Annotated in this window: 20 protein-coding genes; 11 read left to right on the forward strand and 9 right to left on the reverse strand. The window is 68.4% G+C overall.

Features of this window, described 5'->3' with window-relative positions; all coding sequences use genetic code 11:
• Positions 1-49: 49 nt before the first annotated feature.
• From ACO1BU_RS14540 to ACO1BU_RS14555, 4 genes are all read right to left on the reverse strand, one after another.
• Positions 50-1,597: a UxaA family hydrolase gene (locus ACO1BU_RS14540; protein ID WP_424136680.1), complete on the reverse strand. Its 1,548-nt coding sequence runs from the start codon at positions 1,595-1,597 to the stop codon at positions 50-52.
• A gap of 4 nt (positions 1,598-1,601) precedes the next feature.
• On the reverse strand, positions 1,602-2,597 hold the full coding sequence (locus ACO1BU_RS14545) for a Bug family tripartite tricarboxylate transporter substrate binding protein (RefSeq protein WP_424136681.1): 996 nt from the start codon (positions 2,595-2,597) through the stop codon (positions 1,602-1,604).
• Positions 2,585-3,343, reverse strand: a complete 759-nt coding sequence (locus tag ACO1BU_RS14550) for a FadR/GntR family transcriptional regulator (protein ID WP_424136682.1) — start codon at positions 3,341-3,343, stop codon at positions 2,585-2,587. Before ACO1BU_RS14550 ends, ACO1BU_RS14545 begins: the two co-directional genes overlap by 13 nt.
• Positions 3,344-3,427: 84 nt before the next feature.
• Positions 3,428-4,342, reverse strand: a complete 915-nt coding sequence (locus tag ACO1BU_RS14555; protein ID WP_424136683.1) for a LysR family transcriptional regulator — start codon at positions 4,340-4,342, stop codon at positions 3,428-3,430.
• A 102-nt stretch (positions 4,343-4,444) separates the two neighbouring features.
• On the opposite strand from ACO1BU_RS14555, the gene ACO1BU_RS14560 reads away from it, so the two are divergent.
• The 3 genes from ACO1BU_RS14560 to ACO1BU_RS14570 all read left to right on the forward strand — a co-directional run bounded on the left by ACO1BU_RS14560 (position 4,445) and on the right by ACO1BU_RS14570 (position 6,688).
• Positions 4,445-5,116, forward strand: a complete 672-nt coding sequence (locus ACO1BU_RS14560; RefSeq protein WP_424136684.1) for a glutathione S-transferase family protein — start codon at positions 4,445-4,447, stop codon at positions 5,114-5,116.
• A 68-nt stretch (positions 5,117-5,184) separates the two neighbouring features.
• Positions 5,185-5,862 (forward strand): hemerythrin domain-containing protein, encoded by a 678-nt coding sequence (locus ACO1BU_RS14565; RefSeq protein ID WP_424136685.1) that lies wholly within the window; start codon positions 5,185-5,187, stop codon positions 5,860-5,862.
• 61 nt (positions 5,863-5,923) lie between these two features.
• Positions 5,924-6,688, forward strand: coding sequence for an SDR family NAD(P)-dependent oxidoreductase (locus ACO1BU_RS14570; RefSeq protein WP_424136686.1), 765 nt, complete (start codon positions 5,924-5,926; stop codon positions 6,686-6,688).
• Between the two features lie 65 nt (positions 6,689-6,753).
• Here the strand turns inward: ACO1BU_RS14570 and ACO1BU_RS14575 are convergent, their stop codons facing one another.
• Entirely contained in the window at positions 6,754-7,758 is a 1,005-nt protein-coding gene (locus ACO1BU_RS14575) for a Bug family tripartite tricarboxylate transporter substrate binding protein (protein WP_424136687.1), read from the reverse strand.
• 196 nt (positions 7,759-7,954) lie between these two features.
• Here ACO1BU_RS14575 and ACO1BU_RS14580 point away from each other — a divergent pair, with 196 nt between their 5' ends.
• Positions 7,955-8,176 carry a DUF1289 domain-containing protein gene (locus ACO1BU_RS14580; protein ID WP_424136688.1) on the forward strand — a complete coding sequence of 74 codons (222 nt, stop codon included), beginning with the start codon at positions 7,955-7,957 and terminating at the stop codon, positions 8,174-8,176.
• 88 nt (positions 8,177-8,264) lie between these two features.
• Here the strand turns inward: ACO1BU_RS14580 and ACO1BU_RS14585 are convergent, their stop codons facing one another.
• The gene (locus ACO1BU_RS14585; protein WP_424136689.1) at positions 8,265-9,038 is read right to left on the reverse strand and encodes a TrmH family RNA methyltransferase; all 774 of its coding nucleotides are present in this window, start codon (positions 9,036-9,038) and stop codon (positions 8,265-8,267) included.
• Positions 9,039-9,168: 130 nt separating this feature from the next.
• Positions 9,169-11,439 carry a PAS domain-containing protein gene (locus ACO1BU_RS14590; protein WP_424136690.1) on the reverse strand — a complete coding sequence of 757 codons (2,271 nt, stop codon included), beginning with the start codon at positions 11,437-11,439 and terminating at the stop codon, positions 9,169-9,171.
• A gap of 159 nt (positions 11,440-11,598) precedes the next feature.
• Here ACO1BU_RS14590 and ACO1BU_RS14595 point away from each other — a divergent pair, with 159 nt between their 5' ends.
• The 4 genes from ACO1BU_RS14595 (at position 11,599) to ACO1BU_RS14610 (ending at position 14,937) form a co-directional block, all read left to right on the forward strand.
• Positions 11,599-12,462 carry a branched-chain amino acid aminotransferase gene (locus ACO1BU_RS14595; protein WP_424136691.1) on the forward strand — a complete coding sequence of 288 codons (864 nt, stop codon included), beginning with the start codon at positions 11,599-11,601 and terminating at the stop codon, positions 12,460-12,462.
• A gap of 80 nt (positions 12,463-12,542) precedes the next feature.
• On the forward strand, positions 12,543-13,340 hold the full coding sequence (locus tag ACO1BU_RS14600; protein WP_424136692.1) for an SPFH domain-containing protein: 798 nt from the start codon (positions 12,543-12,545) through the stop codon (positions 13,338-13,340).
• Positions 13,341-13,679: 339 nt separating this feature from the next.
• A complete protein-coding gene (locus ACO1BU_RS14605; protein WP_424136693.1) occupies positions 13,680-14,474 on the forward strand; it encodes a phytanoyl-CoA dioxygenase family protein in 795 nt (264 codons plus the stop codon).
• A gap of 85 nt (positions 14,475-14,559) precedes the next feature.
• On the forward strand, positions 14,560-14,937 hold the full coding sequence (locus ACO1BU_RS14610) for a VOC family protein (protein WP_424136694.1): 378 nt from the start codon (positions 14,560-14,562) through the stop codon (positions 14,935-14,937).
• A gap of 52 nt (positions 14,938-14,989) precedes the next feature.
• On the opposite strand, the gene ACO1BU_RS14615 is transcribed toward ACO1BU_RS14610, so the two are convergent.
• Positions 14,990-15,955: a PfkB family carbohydrate kinase gene (locus ACO1BU_RS14615; RefSeq protein WP_424136695.1), complete on the reverse strand. Its 966-nt coding sequence runs from the start codon at positions 15,953-15,955 to the stop codon at positions 14,990-14,992.
• Between ACO1BU_RS14615 and ACO1BU_RS14620 the strand changes: the two genes are divergently transcribed.
• The 3 genes from ACO1BU_RS14620 to ACO1BU_RS14630 all read left to right on the forward strand — a co-directional run bounded on the left by ACO1BU_RS14620 (position 15,954) and on the right by ACO1BU_RS14630 (position 19,108).
• Positions 15,954-16,667, forward strand: coding sequence for an RluA family pseudouridine synthase (locus ACO1BU_RS14620; protein WP_424136696.1), 714 nt, complete (start codon positions 15,954-15,956; stop codon positions 16,665-16,667). The genes ACO1BU_RS14615 and ACO1BU_RS14620 overlap by 2 nt on opposite strands.
• 141 nt (positions 16,668-16,808) lie before the next feature.
• Complete coding sequence (locus ACO1BU_RS14625; protein WP_424136697.1) at positions 16,809-18,479, forward strand: sensor histidine kinase; 1,671 nt, start codon at positions 16,809-16,811, stop codon at positions 18,477-18,479.
• Positions 18,480-18,493: 14 nt separating this feature from the next.
• Entirely contained in the window at positions 18,494-19,108 is a 615-nt protein-coding gene (locus ACO1BU_RS14630) for an HD domain-containing protein (protein WP_424136698.1), read from the forward strand.
• A gap of 85 nt (positions 19,109-19,193) precedes the next feature.
• Here ACO1BU_RS14630 and ACO1BU_RS14635 read toward each other — a convergent pair whose 3' ends face one another.
• Positions 19,194-19,388 (reverse strand): hypothetical protein, encoded by a 195-nt coding sequence (locus ACO1BU_RS14635; protein ID WP_424136699.1) that lies wholly within the window; start codon positions 19,386-19,388, stop codon positions 19,194-19,196.
• Between the last annotated feature and the right edge of the window lie 669 nt (positions 19,389-20,057).

Genomic DNA, 20,057 nt, shown 5'->3' on the forward strand with positions numbered 1-20,057 from the left:
AGCATGACGGAGCGCCTGCCCGTAGCGCTAGACGAAACCCAGGCCAGCCTTAGCCCGTGATGCCGATCGACCAGGGAACGAACTCATTGTTCCCGACACCCAGTTCCTCGCTCTTGCTGCGCCGTCCGCTCGCCGTGTCCAGCAGGAGTTGGAAGATCCGCTCGCCCATCTCCTGGATGGTCGCCTCGCCGTCCAGCACCACGCCGCAGTTGATGTCCATGTCCTCCATGAGCCGGCGGTACATCGGCGTGTTGGTCGCCAACTTAACCGAGGGCACGGGCTTGCAGCCGAACATGGATCCGCGCCCCGTGGTGAAGGCGATCAGATTCGCGCCGCCTGCCACCTGCCCGGTCGCCGAAACCGGGTCGTAGCCCGGCGTGTCCATGAAAACGAAGCCCTTCTGCCTCACCGGCTCGGCGTAACGGTACACCTCCATCAGCGGCCCGGTGCCGCCCTTCATGGAGGAGCCGAGCGACTTCTCGATGATGTTGGCGAGCCCGCCCGCCTGATTGCCGGGGCTGACCTTGCCGTTGATCTGCGTGTCGCGTCCGACGGCATACTCCTCCTTCCACCAGCGCAGCCGCTCCAGCAGCTTTTCACCCACCTCTCGCGAAACGGCGCGGCGGGTCAGTGTGTGCTCGACGCCATTGATCTCCGGCGTCTCGGACAGGATGGCGGTACCGCCATGCCGCACCAGAATGTCCATGGCCGCGCCCAATGACGGGTTTGCGGTGATCGAGGAGAAGCCGTCGGATCCGCCGCATTGCAGGCCGACGGTCAGATGCTCCGCCGAGACGGTCTGGCGCGCCACGCGGTTGGCCTCGGGCAGCATGGCCTTCACGGCGGCGATGCCGGCCTCGATCGTCTTCCGCGTGCCGCCCACCTCCTGCATGACCATGGGATAGAGCAGCGGCCCGGCGGCGAGCTTCTGATCTTCCAGCAGCGCGCCGAGCTGGTTGCGTTCGCAGCCCAGCCCGACGATCACCACCCCCGCGACATTGGCATGGCGCACATAGCCCGCGATGGTCCGGCGCAGCAGCGCCATGGGTTCGCCCGTCATCTCCATGCCGCAGCCCAGCGCATGGCTCAGCGCGACGACACCATCGACATTCGGATAATCCGCCAGCCGCTCCGGCGTGAAGTAATCGGCGATGCCGCGCACGGCAGTGGCCGAGCAGTTCACGGTGGAAGCGATGGCGATGAAGTTCCGCGTGCCCACGCGCCCATCCGGCCGTACGATGCCCTGGAAGGTCGCACGCTCTGACTCCGGCACATAGGCGACGGGGCGGTAATCCTCGCCGAAGGCGTAGTCACGCTGGAAATCCTGCATCAGGCAGTTATGCGCGTGCACATAGGTACCGGCCGGGATGAACTCCCCGGCAAAGCCGATGACCACATCGTATTTGCGGATCGCGCCGCCGGCCGGGATGTCCATCGTCGCCAGCTTGTGCCCGGCCGGAACATCCTGGAGGGCCACGATGTTCTCACCGGGGATGGCGGTGCCGGCCGAAACCGGAATGCGCGCCACCACCACATTGTCCCGCGGGTGCAGCCGGATCGCCGGCCCCACTGCGCGCTTCACAGACAGATCGATCATCGCCTTACTCCACCACCACGGCCGCCTTGCGGACGACCTCGTTCCATCTGCCGATCTCGGTTCGGATGAAGGTCTCGAACTCAGCCGGGGTGTTGCCCACGGGCTCCGCCCCCTGCTCGGCCAGCTTCGCGCGGAAGCCCGGTTCGCGCACCGCATCCTGCAGCGCCGCGGAAATTGCCTCCACCGCGGGCCGCGGGGTGCGTGCGGGCGCCACAACGCCAAACCAGGCCACCGCCTGGACCTCCGGGAAGCCCGCCTCCGCCGTGGTCGGCACATCGGGCATTGAGGGGCTGCGGCGCGTATCCGTGATGGCCAGGGCGCGCACCCGCCCATCCTTGATCTGCGGCAGGCCAGAGGGAAGATTGTCCACCAGGATCTCGACGCGTCCGGCGGCGGCTTCGAGCAGCATTTGCGCCGCACCGCGGAAGGGCACATGCGTCATGTCCAGCCCGTAGCCGCCTTTCAGCATCTCGCCTGTCAGATGCAGGCTGGTTCCGACGCCAGAGGAACCGAAGTTGAACTTGCCAGGCTCCCGCCGCACCAGCTCGACCAGTTCCTTCAAGCTGTGCGCGGGCACGCGGTTCGCCACCATGATGACATTCGGCACGGTGCAGATGTTGGAGACCGCCGCCAGATCCTGTGGCTTGTAGGGCATGCTGCGGTACATCGCGTAGTTGATCGCGCCTGTTCCAACGGTCACGAGCCCGACCGCATGCCCATCAGGCTCTGCCTTGGCCAGCGCATCCGTGCCGATATTGCCGCCGGCGCCGGCGCGGTTCTCGACCATGACGGGCTGTCCCATGCGCGACGAGATCGCCTCCGCCGCCATTCGCGACAGCATGTCGGCCGAGCCGGCGGGCGCGAAAGGGACAATGAAGCGCATGGGCCGGGAGGGCCGCCAGGCACCTTCCTGGGCCAGAGCCGGAGCCGCTAGCCCGCCACTGGCCAGACCAAGCGCGGCACCCAGCGTCGCCCGTCGTGAAAGCATCATTGTCGCCATGGATCTTCCCTCTCCTTCTCCTCACCGGCGCTGTCCCGCGCCGTGTGATCTCTCGCGCCCAGCATCCCGCGCAGATGCCGCTCATGCCGCTCGATCAGGTGCAGCACATGCGACGCGGCGGCCTCACCATCGCCGCGCGCCACGGCTTCCAGCAGCGCGCCATGCACGGGCAGACTGCCGCGCGCCGCGTCGGGAAAACGCCAGGATAGATTCGTGCTGAAGCGCAGCAGGCGCGCCATCGCGCCACCGAGCTGGTTCAGGAAACGGTTATGCGCCGCTTCCAGTAGCGCCTCGTGGAAGGAAATGTCGGCGGAGACGTAGTCGCCGCCTTCGTCCAGCATTGCCTCCATCCGCGCAAGCGCCGAGCGCATCGCGGCCACATCGGCCGCCGTCGCGCGCCGCGCCGCCAACCTGGCCGCCTGCGGCTCGATCATCAGCCGCAATTCCAGAAGTTCCGTGACGAAGTCCGGCTCAGGCGGGCTCGCGCTCAGCCAATCCAGCACATCGGGGTCAAGAAGCTGCCAGCGCCCGCGCGGCAGCACGCGCGTGCCCGCGCTGGGCCGGACGGAGACCATGCCCTTCGCCGCGAGAGACTTCATCGCCTCCCGGATCACGGCGCGGCTGACGCCATGGGCGGCCGCCAGCGCGTCCTCCACTGGCAGGACGGAACCGGCCGGCACCTCGCCACGCAGGATCGCCCGCCCGATTGACGCTGTTACCCGCGCATGGAGGCTGCCGGGCCTCATGGACGTTCCCATCATATGATTTTGCCGGGATCATATGATGATACGGCTGCAGGACAAGCGGCTTCCGGGGCTTGCAGGTCTTTTCTATCCCGTGGGACCGGGAGAGCCCCGCCCCTCAATGACGTGCCGCATGGTCGCGGCCCGGCCGACAATGAAGTCATTGAAGGCCCGGATGCGCGGAACGTCCTTCAGATCCTCGCGCGTCAGAAGATACAGGCGGTAGCCGAAGTCGGGCATGGGAAAGCATTCCACCAGCTCCGGCTCCGCCGCCGCCATGGCACAGGGCAGCGCGCCCACGCCGTTCCCGGCACGAATGGCGTAGACCATGGCCATGATGCTTCCATAGGCGCTTCGTATCGTCGCACCCGGAACGGTTCGCGCCAGCCAGGCGAATGGATCGATCGCGGCCAGAGCTCCCTCCGCCCCGATCAGCAGATGCCCTGCCAGCGCCGCGGTGTCTGCCGGAATCCCGCGCCGTGCCGCATAGGTCCGGCTGCAATAGACCGCCCAGGGCGCATCGGCGATCCGGCGGCCGACGATCCCCGCCCCGCTGGGCGCCCGCGTCGCCCGGATCGCGATATCCGCTTCCCCACGGGCCAGATCGAGTGCGCGCTCATCCGGGATCAGTTCGACCCGGATGTCCGGGTAGATTTCCGCGAAGTCGCCCAGCCAGGGCGTCAGCACCGCGTTGGCGATGCCTTCCGTCGTCGTCACGCGGATGACCCCGGCTAGGATCCGCTGGTGCCGGGCCGCCTGCCGCATCAAGGTTTCGGCCTCCTCCCGCACCCGCTCGGCCTGCGGCAGCAAGGCCTGCCCCGCCTCGCTCAGCCGGTAGCCGCCCTGCCGCCGGTCGAAGAGCCGCACGCCCAGTGCCGCTTCCAGCGAAGCGATGCGCCGCGCCACGGTGGTCTGGTTCACGCCCAGCACCCGCGCCGCGGCCAGGGTGCTGCCCTCCGCCGCAACCGTCAGGAAGATGTGCAGGTCGCCCCAGTCATACATCCGGCCATTCTGCTTTTCCGCAGAACGCCCCTGCAAGCATTCCCGTAGAGAAATGAAGCCGCCCCCGGCTAATCATCGCGCCACGGAAGAAGGGTCCTCGCGATGCTCAGGCTCTACTACGATCCCGTTACCACCACCTCCCGCCCGGTGATGCTGTTCGCGACCGAAGCGGGCATTGCGTTGGATCTGATCCAGATCGACGTCATGGCTGGCGAGAACCTGGGGCCGGAATTCGCTGCCATCTCCCCCAACCGCTTCGTGCCGGTTCTGGAACATGACGGCTTCCGGCTCTCCGAATGCTCGGCGATCCTGAAATACCTCGCTGACCTCACGGACGCGCCCGCCTATCCGCAGGATCTCAAGGCGCGCGCGACGGTCAACCAGTGGATGGACTGGTTCCTCGGCCTCTTTTCCAAGGACTACAACTACGGCTGCATCTATCCGCGCCTCCTTCCGGCCTATCGCCTCTCCGAGAGCGCGGAGGCTGAGCGCCGGGCCTGGCACATGAAGGCTGTCGCAAGGCGCTTCGAGGTGCTCGACGCCCATCTCGCCGCTGGCGGGCCTTTCGTTTGCGGCCCTGCCATAACCCTCGCCGACTATCTCGGCGCCTGTTTCGTCACCCTTGGAGAGATGGTCGGCTTCGATCTTTCTCCCTGGCCCCATGTCGAGCGCTGGATCGAGACGATGAAGGCTCGGCCGGCCTGGGATGAGGTGCATGCCGGTTTCTATGGCTGGCGTGCCGCCGTCCGGGCGCAAGGCTCGCTCGCGGCCTAGCCCCACCCCCTTCCCCACCCCGCAACCTTGGAACGACCGGACGCAGGACGTCCGGCGAAGGAGACCCCATGTCCAACGATCGCTTCGACATCTACGCCCCCGTGCATAAGGGCTTGCGCCTCGGCTCCGCGCGGCTGCTGGAGCGCCTGGGCCGCACCGACTGGTCGGATCCCGCGGCGCGCGGCGCTGTCCTGGCCGATTTCCGCCGCCACCTTGCCGTGTGCCAGGAGCATCTGCAGCACGAGGATGGCGAGTTGCACGCCGCGTTGCGGGAGCGCGCCCCGGAGATCGCGGCCGGTCTCGATCATGAGCATGAGGACCACGAGGTGGCCTTCGCCCGGCTCGAAGCCCTGATCGACGACGTGGAGACCGCGCCGGAGGAGCGCCGCGCCCGCGCCGGCCACGCCCTTTACCTCGCCTTCTCCATCCACTTCGCCGAGGACATGCTCCACATGGCGCATGAGGAACAGGAGGCCATGCCCCTTCTCCAGGCGCATTTCACGGACGAGGCGCTCATGGAAATGGACCAGCGCATCGTCCAGACCATCTCGCCCGACCGCATGGCGGATTATCTGCGCCTGATGATCCCGGCTGCCACGCCGCAGGGCCGCGCCGCCTTGCTGCGTGTCATCAAGGCCGGCGCCCCGCCCGAGGTCTTCCATGGCATCCTGGAGGATATCGCCCGCCCCGCCCTGGCCCCGGCCGAGTGGCGCAGCCTGCACCGCGACCTCGCGCTCGCCGCCTGACCGCCGCGACAGCACGCCCGGCCTGCTCCATGATCGCCCGGCACGAGGGAGTCGGACGATCATGGAATTCCAGGGCAAGCGCGCCGTCGTCATGGGCGGCAGCCGGGGCATCGGCCGGTCCATCGCCCATGCCTTTGCCAGGGAAGGCGCCTCGGTCGCGATCTGCGCCCGTGGCGCCGAGACGCTGGAGAGGACCCGTGCTGAGCTAGAGGAATACGGCGTTCGGACCTTCGCCGCCGCCTGCGACCTGGCGAATGCCGAGGCCATCGGCCGCTTCATCCCCGAGGCGGCCCAGGCCCTGGGCGGCATTGATATCCTGGTGAACAATGCCTCCGGCTTCGGCGGCACGGATGACGAGGCTGGCTGGGCCGCTTCGCTGGCCATCGACGTCATGGCCGTGGTCCGCGCCAGCCATGCTGCGCGGCCCTATCTGGAAGAATCCGGCGCGCGGTCTCCGCAGGGGGCGAGCATCATCAACATCGCCTCGATCTCCGCCCTGCGGGCCACGAAGCGCTCCGCCCCTTATGCCGCGGTGAAGGCCGCCGTGATGCAGTACACCTCCAGCCAGGCCCGCATCCTGGCCGCGAAGGGCATCCGCGCGAACTGCGTCGCCCCCGGCTCCATCGAGTTTCCCGGCGGGAGCTGGGAACGCCGCCGCACCAGTGATCCCGACCTGTACAATGGCACCCTCGCCCAGATTCCCTTCGGCCGCATGGGCCGTCCGGAGGAAGTGGCTGAAGTGGTCGCCTTCCTTGCCTCCCCGCGGGCGAGTTGGGTCACGGGGCAGAGCATCGTGGTGGATGGGGGCCAGCTTCTCGGGTCCTGAGCAGGCGAGCCCCCACGCCACCCTATCCGCGCGCGGCACATCACGCCGCGCGCGGAAGGGGCCGCTCAGTCGAGCGTCGCCCCGGACTCCTCCACCAGGCGCTTCCACAGGACATCCTGCTGCGCCATGTAGGCGCCGTAGGCTTCCGGCGTCTCGTCCCAGATCGGGGTGAAGCCCATCGGCTGCATCCGCGATTTGAAGTCATCAGTCTTCACGACCTGCAGGAACGCCTGATGCAGCCGATCGACCACCGGGCGCGGCGTGCCGGCCGGCAGGTTCACCGCGTACCAGCTCTGCATGTCGATGTTGGAGCCCGGCAGGACCTCCCTCATGCCCGGAACGTCCTTCAACTCCGGCACATAGGTCACCCGGTCCGCGCTGCCCACCGCCAGGGCCCGGAAGCGGCCCTCGCGCACATGCGGCATCAGCGCCGGGATCACGTCGAACATCATGTCGATGTTGCCCGCGACCAGGTCGGAAATGGCGGGGCCGCCGCCGCGATAGGGCACGTGGGTGATCTCCATCCCCGCCGCGCGGTTGATGGAGGACAGGGTGATGTGGCTGATCGTGCCCGTGCCCGAGGAGCCCATGGTGATCTTGCCCGGATCCTTCTTCGCCGCGGCGACGAGGTCGGCGAAGGTCTTCCAGGGCCGCTGCGCATTGACCACCAGCAGAACCGTGCCCGTCGTCACGCGCGTGACCGGCGCCAGGTCCTTCAGCGGATCGAGCGGCATGGAGTGGCGGTACAGATATTTGTTGGCCGTCAGGACCGTCACCGATCCCAGCAGCATGGTGTAGCCGTCCTTCTCCGCCTTTGCGACATAGTCCGCGCCGATATTGCCGCCAGCGCCGCCGCGGTTGTCCACCACGACGGTCTGGCCGAGCACGGGCTGCAGCTTCTCCGCCAACAGCCGGCCCGTGATGTCCACGGCGCCACCCGGGGCATAAGGCACGACGAGACGCGGCGGCCGGGTCGGGTAGGTTCCCTGGGCCAGCGCCGGCCGGGCCAGTGCGCCCAGAAGGGGCGAAGCGGCAGCGGCGCCCAGCAGCGCGCGGCGTTGAAGGGTCATGATTTCGCTCTCCCTGAGGCGTTATGGCCCGCCATGTCGCCCCAGACGTGCCATCCGACAAGCCCGTCGGCGCGAACAGGAAGCCCGGGCAGGCGCTCGCCGCGCCTTCCGGATGGCCAGGACAAGGCCGCAGCCCCCTTCGGACCGCCGGATGAACCTATATGAGTGCTGAGCCTCGCCCGGCCCCAGGAGCCCCATGGACCCGAATGATCGCCCCTGCATCAAGATCTGCCGGTATGATGACGACACCGGATGGTGCCTGGGCTGCGGCATGACCAAGCCGGAAAAGAAGGCCTGGAAGCGCATCCCGGCCTATCGGAATGCGATCCGCGCCGCGCTCCTGCCCAGGCTGGAGGCCCTGTCCGCCGAGGGCCACCCGACTGGCCCGCAGGCCGGCAAGCACAAGCGCGACGATTGACCAGGTGAGCCCGGAGCGGCTCGCCGTAGCAGGGCGAGCAGCCCCTTCATCAGCGGGTCTGGGCAGCTGACCCGGGCGAAGATGCCCTCTAGCGCCGCGCCGACAAGGCGTGGATCAGCACCGCCGCCGCCACCGACACGTTCAGGCTCTCCACCCGTCCTGACCCCGGCAGGGTGACCCGGAGATCGCAGGCTGCCGCCGTTTGCTCGGAGACGCCGGTCTCCTCGTTTCCAAGCACCAGGGCCACGCAATCCGTTGGCGCCAGCTTCGCCATGACCTCCTGTGGCGGGATCCCTCCTGCCGCGACCGCCGCCGCCGTCAGCACCCCAAGCCGTGGCAGCATCGCCGGCAGGTCCGGGGCCGACCACAGGCTCAGCACCTCCAGCCCACCCTCGCTTGTCCGCCAGGCCGCGTCCGACAGACCGGCCTGCCTTGGATCCCCTGAGACCACCATGCCGATGCAGCCGAAGAAGGCCGCCGACCGCGCAATGGCGCCGAGGTTATGCGGGTTTGATACCCCGTCCAGCACCGGCAGCACCGGTGCCGTCCGCAGAGCCGGCGCGAGGGGCAGCGCCAGCACCGGCACTCGGCGTCGCGCAACCACCGCCACGATCCCGCCGTGGTGGACCGTGCCGGCCACCCGCGCCAACTCCTCCTCCTCCACCTCGCGATAGGGACGCCGCAGCCCGGCCAGCACGGCGCAAAGAGGATTTGCCTCCCGCCGGCGGGAAGGCAGGTGAAAAAGCCGGAGCACGTCGCGCGGCCGTCGCGTAAAGACGGCCCGTACGGCGGCGAGCCCGCAGATCCGGTCTGGCTCCGGCGGCCGGGGCGGCCGCGCGGGAGGGAGGGGCGCTCGTTCCATGCACCGCATCCACACCGGAGGTCTCTGGCGGTCAAGTCACCGAAGTTTCACGGTGCCGCGGCCACGGCTGTGGGGCGGCCGAAGGCCGGTCGGGCGGATCGGAAACGCCTGAAGGCCGAAAATTTGAGGCCTACCGTACCCTTCCACCCGTAGCCCCGGCTTCCGGAACCGGCATCTCGATCCGGCAACGTACGCCATCGGGGGTGAGATCGTAGGTGGTCCGCGCTCCCAGAGAATAGGGAAGCGCTTCCTCGATGAGTTCGCGGCCATAGCCCCGCCGGGTAACGGCCTTCAGGCACAGTCCGGCAGCAGTCTCCGTCCATTCCAACACGAGGCCGCGGCCGCTTTGCTCCTCCGTCAGGTGCCAGCATACCGCGAGCTGCCCCGCCTCGCCCCGCAAGGCCCCGTATTTCACCGCATTGGTTGCCAGTTCATGCAGCGCGAGGGAAAGAGTTTGCACTTGCTGCGCGGTGAGATGGACGACGGGCCCGCCGACGATGACCCGTGGCGGCGCGACTTCGGCATGCACCTCCAGCTCCGTCCGTACCAGCGTGCCAAGTTCCACCGTGTCCCGCCCGAAGCGGCTCAGCAGGCCCTGCGCACGGCTCAGCGCGCCGAGGCGATCTTCGAAGGTCTCCAGCGGGGCGCCACTGCGCAGGGTCTTGGAGGCCAGGGATCGCACCAGGGCCAGCAGGTTACGGCTCCGATGCTGCAATTCGGCGACCAGCACCGCCTGACGCTCGGCGAAGCGCTTTTCCTCGGTCACGTCCTTTGTGATGCCACCGATGCGCCGAACCTGCCCAGCGTCATCCCGCATCGGGAAGTCACTGCTTCGCAGCCAGCGGATTCCACCATCGGCGGGTCGGCGGATGCGGTATTCGAAGGTAACCGGCTCGCCGCCTCGCACCTCTTCCATCATCTCCAGCGCGAGGGTCCTGTCCTCCGGCAGGATGAGCTCCACCCAGTCGTGCAGATCTTCCCAGCGGACTGCGTCATCCCGGCCCACTCCGAAGACCGCCTCGAAGGCGGGCGTCAGGTACTCCCAGCGGAGGGTTCCGGCATCACGGATCCAGAGCACATCGGACGTGGCCTCGCCGAAGCGGCGGAACCGCTCCTCGCTGCGGGCCAGCGCCAGCTCGGCCTCCTTGCGTGCGGTGATGTCGGTTGCCGCTCCGAACCACTCCCGGATTCCGCCTGCGGCGTTCAGCAGCGGCACGGCGCGCGATACTGCCCAGCCGATGCTTCCATCGGCGCGACGCACGCGATGCTCGAATTCAAAGCGGCCTTTCGTCCACGTGACCTCACCAATCCGGGCCAGGAACCGAGGCCGATCCTCGAAGGGGATGTAGTCCTGGATCCAGTTTCCGCGCGGCTGAATGCAGTCTGCCAGGAAGCCACCGCCACGTAGCTGCCGCAACTCCGTCCAGTCGGGACTCATGCAGAAGATTGCTTCCGCTGTGGCCTCTGCCAGGGCCGCGAGCCTGTGCTCGCTCTCATGCAGGGCCTCCTCGGCCAGTCGCCGGGCCGTGATATCGGCATGAATGCCGGCGAGGCGTAGCGGCCGCCCCCGCATGTCACGCTGGACATCCGCACGGGCGAGAATCCAGCGCATCTGGCCATCGCTCGGACGAATGATCCGGTACTCGCTTTCATAGGCTGCGCGGCCGCCCGCCAACGCATCGAACAGGGCCCGCTCGGCCCGATCGCGGTCATCCGGATGGATTCGGCGGCGCCATTCCGTATGCGACTCCACCTTCAGCCCCGGCGGAAGGCCATGCAGAACACGGTATTCGGGCGAGCGCAGCCCGCTCATGCCGCTCCTGGCATCCATCCCCGTGACATCGACTTCGATGCTGCAGATGCCGCCCATTCGCTGGATGCGCGCCAATTCGGCCTCGCGCTGCCGCAGTGCATTCACACTGCGCACCCGACCGGTCACCTCAGTCAGGACAATGAGGGCTCCGATGTTCGCGCCCGCCGCATCATGCAGCGGGCTGGCGCTGAGATCGAACCAAGCGTCCCCGGCCGGATCGCCGAGGCCGGGGCAGCATTGCTCCTGCAGCAGGACTGTCCTGCCAGCGAGAACCCGTTCGACCACTGGCCCCGCCCAATCCGCAAACTCGCCGAAGACGCCGAGGAAATCCCGGCCTAAAGCGTCCGGGATCCGAGAGCGGAAACGCCGTGCCCAGGCATCGTTGTGGATCATCCTGCGCGAAGAGCCGACGAGAATGGCCGCAGGAAAGGCCAGACCCAGCGCGAGTTGAACGGCGAACCGAAGTCCGGCCGACCAGCCCGTGACCGGCCCGAGCGGCGTTGCTGCCCAGTCGAAGGCCCAGATGCGCGCCGCCATCTCGCCCGCGGCGACCGGCCGCTCGAAGGATGTCGCATCCGGTTCGGTCACGCAACAGAAAGGCGCGACCGGGCGCGGCGTGTCAACCGGCACGGATACCTGCCTGTCAGGACGCCTTCTGCTGCCTGGACGGTCGAATTGGCGGCACCCTTCCCCCGAGACCTCCGCCATGGCAGCTTTCGCGCCCTTTGTGGGACGGGAGAGAACGACATGGCCGGCGTCTTCTGGCACCTCGGCAACTGGTCCACCGAGGAACCGAAGGTCCTCGGCCCCATGGACCACGCCTTCTGGCTGGGCTCGGTCATCTTCGACGGCGCCCGTGCCATTCGTGGCACCGTTCCCGACCTCGACCTGCATTGCCGCCGCTGCGTCCGGTCCGCCCAGAATATGCGGATGATCCCGACCATGACGGCGGAGGAGATCGAGGCGCTCTGCCGCGAGGGCGTCCGCCGCATGGGCCCGGAGGCGGAGCTCTATATCCGCCCCATGTTCTTCGTGCGGAAGGGACTCGGTGCTGCCCAGCCCGATCCGGCCAGCACCGAGTTCGTCCTGGCCATCTATGATTCCCCCCTGCCCGCTGCCACCGGCTTCTCCGCGATCACCGCCCCCTTCCGCCGCCCAGCCCCGGATCAGGCGCCCACTGACGCCAAGGCCAGCGCCCTCTATCCCAACTCGGCCCGTGCCTCGTCCTGGGCGCAGGAGCACGGCTTCGACGCGGCCGTGGTGCTGGACCCGGAAGGCAATGTGGCGGAGTTTGCCAGCGCAAACCTGATGATGGTGAAGGACGGGGTCGTGATGACCCCGGTGCCCAACGGCACCTTCCTGGCCGGCATCACCCGCGCCCGCGTCATCGACCTGCTGCGCCGCGCCGGCCGCGAGGTGCGCGAGTGCACGGTCACGACGGGGATGCTGGACACCGCCGACGAGATCTTCGCGACCGGCAATTTCGGCAAGGTGCAGCCCTGCACCCGCTACGGCGACCATCATATGCAGCCCGGCCCGCTGGCGGCCGAGGCGCGCCGCCTCTACTTCGAGTTCGCGGAAACCGCGCGAATCCTACCCAGGAGCGCCTGAGCGCGCCAAAGGAACCCGCCGCAGCGTTCCTCGTTCAACCTGTGTTAACGAGGAACGCTGCGGAAGGCACCGGACGAGCGATGCCGAGGGATGACGATCTGCCCGCCTCCACCCCGGCCCGCGCGCGGGCCGAGGCCCGGCGCCCGCGGGCCGCTTTCGTGATTCTCGGCGTGCTGGTTCTGCTCGTCCTGGTCATCCTGGCGGATCGCGTGGTCATGGTCCGCCCCGGCCCCGCGCAGATGGTCGTCGTTAGCCGGGGCGGCCAAGTGACCGCTATTTACGGCCCCGGCCAGGTCGGCTTCATCAATCCCTGGAGCCAGGCGCGCGTCGTCTACGACATGGCCCTCGCCACCTCGGACCGCTCCGGGCCCGATGCCGGCATGCCCGCCCTCTCCGCCGAAGGCCATTCCCTCACTGTCTACGGCACCGCTTACTGGCGGGAGGGCGACGAGGACGATCTGCGCTGGCGCTTCGCCCATATCCGGAACAAGCAGGACGCGAAGACCGATCTGCTCCAGCCGCTTATGGCGGCCGCCGTCCAGGCCGTGATCGGCCGCCACCGCATGGAGGAGATCATCCACGACACCCCCCGCATTTCCGCCGCCCTCACGGCCGATCTCCGGGAGAGAGCCCGCGCCCTGCTACGCCTGAAGGTGGCGGAGTTCGCCCTGACCCGGATCGAGCCTGGCGAGAGCTACCGCCAAGTGGTCGCCGAGCGCGAGCTGAGTATTGCCCGCGCAGCCTCCCTCGCTGCCTCCCCGGCCCTGAACGGCGACTATCCGAACGCGCTGGAGTTGGAGCGCATCCGCCGCTGGGATGGCCGCGGGATCATCCCGGACCGGATGGACCGGACCGAGCGCTCCGAGACCTCGCGCTGAGCGCAGGGCCTATATTCACGCCTCCAGGCTGAACACGCAGTCCTCGGCCCGCTCGGTCTCGACGCAAACAGGACCGCTCGGCGAACCCTGATCGCCACGCGCTCTCAGCCGGTCTGCACACCCACTACCCTGGCCAAAGAGCACCCGGACGAGCAAGATGCAGACGCATCCACCGCTGGGTCGGCTATGGCATCCTTCCGGTCCGGCGGAACGGGGTGACCGCCCCGAATCCAAGCGGGTGCAGGGCCCGGCGCGGCAGGTCATGTCTGCCTGGATCGCGAAGGCCAGACTCAGGGATGCCAGAAGCAAGGGTGCCGGACCGGCCTACTGCGACCTGCGATGAACGAAACCCTCCGCATTCCCCTGCCGGTTTCGACCGGACCGCTTTCACCTGAAGATGTTGCGCATTACAGCCGGACGGGCTGGCTGGCCGCCCGCCGCCTCTTCACCGCCGAGGAGGCTGCGACCATTGGGCGCTGGACAGATGAGCTGGTGGCCGCCCCTGAAGTGCCCGGCCGCCACTGGGTTTATCGGGAGAAGAGCCTGCTGCGCGACGGCGAGCGGGTGATCCAGCGCATCGAGAATTTCTGTCCCTTCCATGACGGTTTCGACAAGTTAGTGCGCGGCGGACGGCTGGAGCAGGCCGCCGCACAGCTCATGGGCGGCCCAGTCGTGCTCTTCAAAGAGAAAATCAACCTCAAAATGCCAGGCGGTGCAGGGTTTGAGCCGCATCAGGACCAGCAGGCTGGCTGGTCCGCCTATGCCCCGCTTTTCATCACCGCCCTTGTCTGCATCGACCGCGCGACGGTGGAGAATGGCTGCCTCCGCATGGCCAACACCCCGCGCTTCGCCGGGCTGATCGGTGAAGAGTGGAAGCCTCTCACACCCGAGCAGATGGCCGGCTTCGATCTGACGGATGTGCCGACCGAGCCGGGCGACGTGCTCTTTTTTGACAGCTACGTCCCCCATGCCTCCGCGCCGAACCTGACGGCGGAGGCACGGCGCATTCTCTATATCACCTACAACCTCGCCTCGGACGGCGATCACCGCGCGCAGTACTACGCCGACAAGCACGCGAACTTCCCACCGGATGTGGAGCGCCTTCCGGACAAGGAGTACAAGTTCCGGGTCTGAGCCTCGCCTCCGGGGCAAGGACGGGGGTCGCAACCAGCTTCCGCCCCCGCCGCTTCCCCGGTGAGCCCCCGATCGGAGCCCAGCCGTGATCCACCATCTTTCCCTCGGCACGAATGATGCCGAACGCGCCCGCGCCTTCTACGACCCGCTCATGGCCCTTCTCGGGCTGCGCCTCGTCAAGCAGGACAGCGCCGGCGTGCATTACGGCACGGGCGAGATCCTGTTCAGTCTCGTCACGCCCGTGGATGGAAGCCGCGCCAAGCCTGGCAATGGCGCTCATGTCGCCTTCGCCGCGCGGGACCGCGCCATGGTCCAGGAATTCCACCGGATCGCCCTCGCCCAGGGCGGCACGGAAGACGGCGCGCCTGGGCTCCGCCCCAGCTATGACGCCCATTACTACGCCGCCTTCGTTCGCGATCCCGACGGCAACAAGATTGAGGCCGTCACCCATGCGGCGCGATAACGGCAGCACGTGACCCGGCGGCCACCAACGACTCGCGACGGGAACGCCGCCTTCAGGCCTTGCGCCGCATCCGAACGGGCGGCCTGTCCGTATCCCCCGCCAGCAGTTCCTCGAGCATCTTCCGGTCCGGCGTCTTCCCGTCCCGCGCTCGCAGCGCCCCCGCGGCCGAGGCGAAGCGAAGCGCGTCCTCCACCTCCTGCCCTTCCGCGATGGCCAGCGCATAGGCCCCGTGGAACACGTCCCCCGCGCCTGTCGTGTTCGTTGCGTCCACTGGAAAGGCCGGGCGCGTCTCGGCCCTCTCCATTTCCGGGGTCCGCCACAGGGTTCCCCTCTCACCGAGGGTCACGGCCGCCATTTTCAATGGCCCTACCTTGAGCGCCCGCGCCAGCCCCTCCTCGGGTGGCACGTTCGGCGCAAAAATCGAGAGCCCGGTCTTGGCGAAGATCGCGTGGTCCGTCAGAGGCACAAGTTGTCGCAGGACCCGTTCCTCGCTCTTCTCCGCATCCATGGCGCTCGGCAGGCCGCGCTCCCGGGCCGCCCGGAAGGCCACTTCCGCCGCTTCCGGCCAGCGGGGATCGCAAAGGAGGCTCCCGGCCTCCGCCAGCCGATCGAGCGGCAGACCGGAGGGATCGGTGGGCAGCCTCTCCCCCCGGTAGGTCACGATGCTCCGCTCCCCCACCTTGTCCACGATGACGGCGGAAAGCGGCGTCCGTGCGCCTTCGGCCATGACGAGCCCCGAAGCATCGACGCCCTCCACCTCGAGCGCGTGCTTCAACTCCTCCCCGGCCTCGTCCTTGCCGACGCGGCCCCAGAACACGGCGGCCCCGCCCAGCCGCGCCACGGCAATGGCCGCATTCGCAGCCATCCCGCCCACGCTCATCGTATATCCCCGCGCGGTGGTCTTCGAGGGCGGCAACTCCACCTCGTCCACGCGGAAGGTATGGTCCGTCACGACCTGCCCGACGCAGACCACCACCGCCTTCTTGCCAGCCTTTTGACCGGACCTTTCCGACGCCATGCGAGACCCCTCTACACTGCCCGGCTGGCTCGCCGCGCGAATCCTGCACATCCGGCCCGAGGTTATGGTGATCGACAAGCCCGCCGGCCTGCCGCTCGATCCGGGCCGCCCCCAGGCAGGGAACCGGGAACCCAACGCCAGCTTGGCCGATTGGCTGCCCCTGCTACAGCTCGGCAAGCGCCATTTGCCCCAACCAGCCCACCGGCTGGACCGGGATACGGCGGGATGCCTTGTCCTCGGCCGCACGAAGCCGGCGCTGGCCACCCTTAACGCCTTGTTTGCCGAACGCCGGGCGGAGAAGACCTATTGGGCCATCGTCGTCGGCCATCCACCGGGGGAAGGCGGCACCCTTGATGCGCCGCTCCGCAAGACCAGCTCGCGGGAGGCCGGCTGGCGCATGGAGGCCCACAAGGACGGCCAGCCTGCCCGCACTATCTGGCGCCTCCTCGGCCGGTCGGAGGACACCTCCTGGCTGGAACTGCGCCCTGCCACGGGCCGAACCCACCAGCTCCGGGTCCATTGCGCCCTGCTTGGCTGCCCCATCCTCGGGGATATCCTCTATGGAAGCGCGAAGCCGGCACCGGGCGGAATGCATCTCCTTGCCCGGGCCATCGCCCTGCCCCTCGACCCGCCCCTGGCTGCGACCGCCCCCATCCCGCCGGCCATGGCCGCGGGTTTCGCGCGCTGCGGCGCCCGGGAGGTTACCGCGTGATGCGAGCCGCCAAGGGCGGCAGCATCGAGGTTTGACGCCCCCCGCCCAGCTCTGCAAAACCGCAACGGTCGAGAGCGGGAACGCATGCCGGAGGGCAACCAGACCACAGCGCCACCGCCCGGCAGCTCGCCATCCGCGAGCATGGCCGGCGAGCAGGCACCTGCCACGCCACGCCGATGGACGCTGAGCCAGCGCCTCGCGCTGGTCTATGGATGCGTCTCCCTGGTCATCCTGCTCGGCGCCGGCGCCTTCACCTGGTGGCAGGCCGCCATCCTATCCGATCGCAACCAGGATCTCGCCATCACCGAAACGGGCCGCATCGCGGACCGGATCGGCGCCGCGCTGGGCCAGGCTCGCCAGGGCCTCGCTGTCCTCGCCAGCACCAACCCGCTCGCGCACGGGCCGGAGGCATGCCAGTCGGGGTTGAACGCCGCCCATCTCGCCATGGATGCCGTGATCCGCCACCTCTTGATAGCCGACGCGGAGGGTCGGATCGTCTGCTCGACCCTCGGCTCCCTGATCGGCCGGCAGGTGACGGCGGAGGCGGTCCGCACCACCGAGCTGACCGGCCACCCCGTCATTGGCGCCCTGGTGAGCTCGGCGCCTGGTCTCGGCGACGTGCTCTGTGTTGCCTACCCGCTTCGGCCGAACGGCCGGCATGAGGGCGTACTGGTCGCCATTGTGGCGGTGGAGACCCTGCGGGAGACCGCAGCCCGCAGCCGGCCGGATTTCGAGGGCCTGCGCGCCTGGCTCCAGGACGCCTCGGGGGCGAGCGCGAGCCTGATCGGCCCTGACTCGCCCCTGCCGGACCTGCCCGCAATCGTCCATGCCTCCTACATGCCCCCACTTCCGCCGGATGCGGGAACCGCCCGATCCAAAGGCCAGTTCCTGATCGAGGCGCGCGCGACGGACGACCTCTCCGTCGTCGTCGCCCTGCCGGAGCGGACCATCCGTGCCAGCGCGCCGCTGGAGGTGGCGCTGCCGCCGCTGCTCCTCGCCTTCGTGCTCCTGGCCGGGCTGGGCGCCCTGTTCTGGTCGATTCAGCGCTTTCTTGTCGGTCCGCTGGAAGCCGCGACCTGCCGCCTCGAATCCGCCGACGAGCTTCTTCCACCGAGCGAACCGGAGGGCCACGCGCCCTCGGATGTGGAAAACCTCATCCGCCGGCTCGGCGCCACCCGCGTGGCGCGGGACGAGGCCGTGCGGCTGCGCGACACGCTGCTGCGGGAGGCGCATCACCGCATCAGGAACCATCTCGCCCTGGTCGCTTCCTTCCTGCGGCTTCAGGAACGCCAGATCTCCGACCATGCGGCGCTCCAGGCGCTACGTGCCGCCCAGGACCGCCTGGTCGCGATCGGGATGACCTACGAGTTGTTGCATGACGGCGGCCAATATGTGCCGTTGGACAAGATGCTTGACCGCTTCTGCCGCGCGCTGGCGGCCCGTGACGCCTCGGCGGGCAGCGCGGCCCAGGTCGAGGCCGACCTTCATCCGCTGACGGTTCCGGCCGATGTGGCAATGAGGATCGCGCTGGTCGTGAACGAACTGGCGACCAACGCGATGAAATACGCCTTTGTCGGCCGCGCGCCCGGTGTAGTCCGCATCACTCTGCGCCCGAACGGATCGCAGGGCGGCTTCACCCTCTGCGTCACCGATAACGGGGCCGGTTTGCCGACGGATCACCGCCGCGGCCTCGGCATGACCGTCGTGGACAGCCTGCTACGCGGGATCGACGCCACGATCGAGCACCCTCCCGGCCCCGGGACGGGCTATGTCATCACCTGGCTGCCCCGCTTGCCGCCGCCCATCGGTTGACCCAGACCGCCCGCATGTTCTCGATCCTCGAATCCCGCCTCGCCGCCTTGCGTGTCCGCCTCGCGGAGCCGCACCGCGTCTATCACCGCCAGCCCCATGTCGATGCCATGCTGCGGGGGATGCAGGATCTGCCGGGCCCGCTCCTTCATCCGGCCGCGATGGAACTGGCGATCTGGTACCATGACGCGGTCCATGACCCTGCCGCGCGGGACAACGAGGAACGCAGCGCCGCCCTGCTCCGCGCCCACCTGACCGGCCTCGTCCATCCACAGGTGCTTGGCGTCGCCATGGAGATGATCCGCCTTACCGCCACCCACACCCTGCCACCTGATCTGCCGGATAACTGGCGCGAGGACGTGGCTCTCTTTCTCGACCTGGACCTTTCCATCCTCGGCGCCCCGCCCGACGCATACGACGCCTATGAGCAAGGGATCGCGGCCGAGTTCGAACCGGTCCACGGCCGGAAGGCCTATCAACACGGGCGAGCGGCCTTCCTGCGGGACATGCTTGCCCGCCCCCGCCTGTTCAACACGGCGCATTTTCACGACATGCTGGAGGCAGCCGCCCGCGCCAATCTGCGCCGTGCGCTGGAGCGGATCAGAATCGCAGAAAGCAGCGCCGGGAAATGAGGCGGCCCAGCACTGTTTCCTGTCTGCGGACACGCAGCCGTCAGGAGGGCGCCGGACCGGAAGCGGTCCGGCGCGTTCGTCGGCCCTAAGTTTTGTGGCCTGGGCGATTATGTGCGGTCTTGGCCGAGCCGGCGCCGGCGTCTGTGCGCTGGTTGTCGTGCCGCGGCTCCGCAGAGGGCGCGCTGCCCGCGCCCGTAGCCGGACCGTCGGCATTGCTGACGCTGCCCTGGCCGGAGCCGGTCTCAGCTGCTCGCTTGTTCGCCTTCTTTTCCGTCGTCATCTGATCCTCCTCCGGCATGCCGGCCAATGAGCCGGGGTTCTTCACCCAGCCTGCCCCGCTTCCCTGCAGCGCCCGGCCGGGCGGCGCCGATACGCTCGTCAGGCTCTTGCCTGCATGCTGAACAAGCGGGCCGGGTCAGCCTGGGGGTACATCGGCCAGGGCTAACCCTGTAAACGCCAGCCAGCGAGCGAGTTGCCCGACTCGGTGCCAGAACCGCCGCGCCACGCTCACGGCACTGCACGTTCGCCGGCGCTGGCGGTGATGTGATCCCGTTTCGTGCCGCCCAGGATCTCTGTCGAGCGTTTCAACGATACGCCGCACATCGCTGGCGCAGGAAATGGCGGTAGCGCTGCCTCGGGCTTTGCCACCCCATGATCCAGCCTTGGCGAGGAGCCCAACCCGGATGAGCTAGTGGAGTTCGCCACACCGCGCGTCGCGCATCATGCGCCGCGTACGACCTGATCGGTCCGGCCATCCCGGACCATACGGCACGCCATCCAGCTCGCCATCGGCTGCTTCGCCAATCTGAGGACTGAACGACCGTGACATTTGACGTCATGACGACCGAACGGCAGCACGCCGCCCCCGTTCGGACAGCACGTCATGTGTCCATTCACACGGCTTCCGTAAGCACGATGCGACCTCTCATTGCGGACTCGCCAGCTCGTG

Origin of the sequence: Roseomonas chloroacetimidivorans (assembly GCF_049629625.1) — a bacterium.
Classification (GTDB): domain Bacteria; phylum Pseudomonadota; class Alphaproteobacteria; order Acetobacterales; family Acetobacteraceae; genus Roseomonas; species Roseomonas chloroacetimidivorans.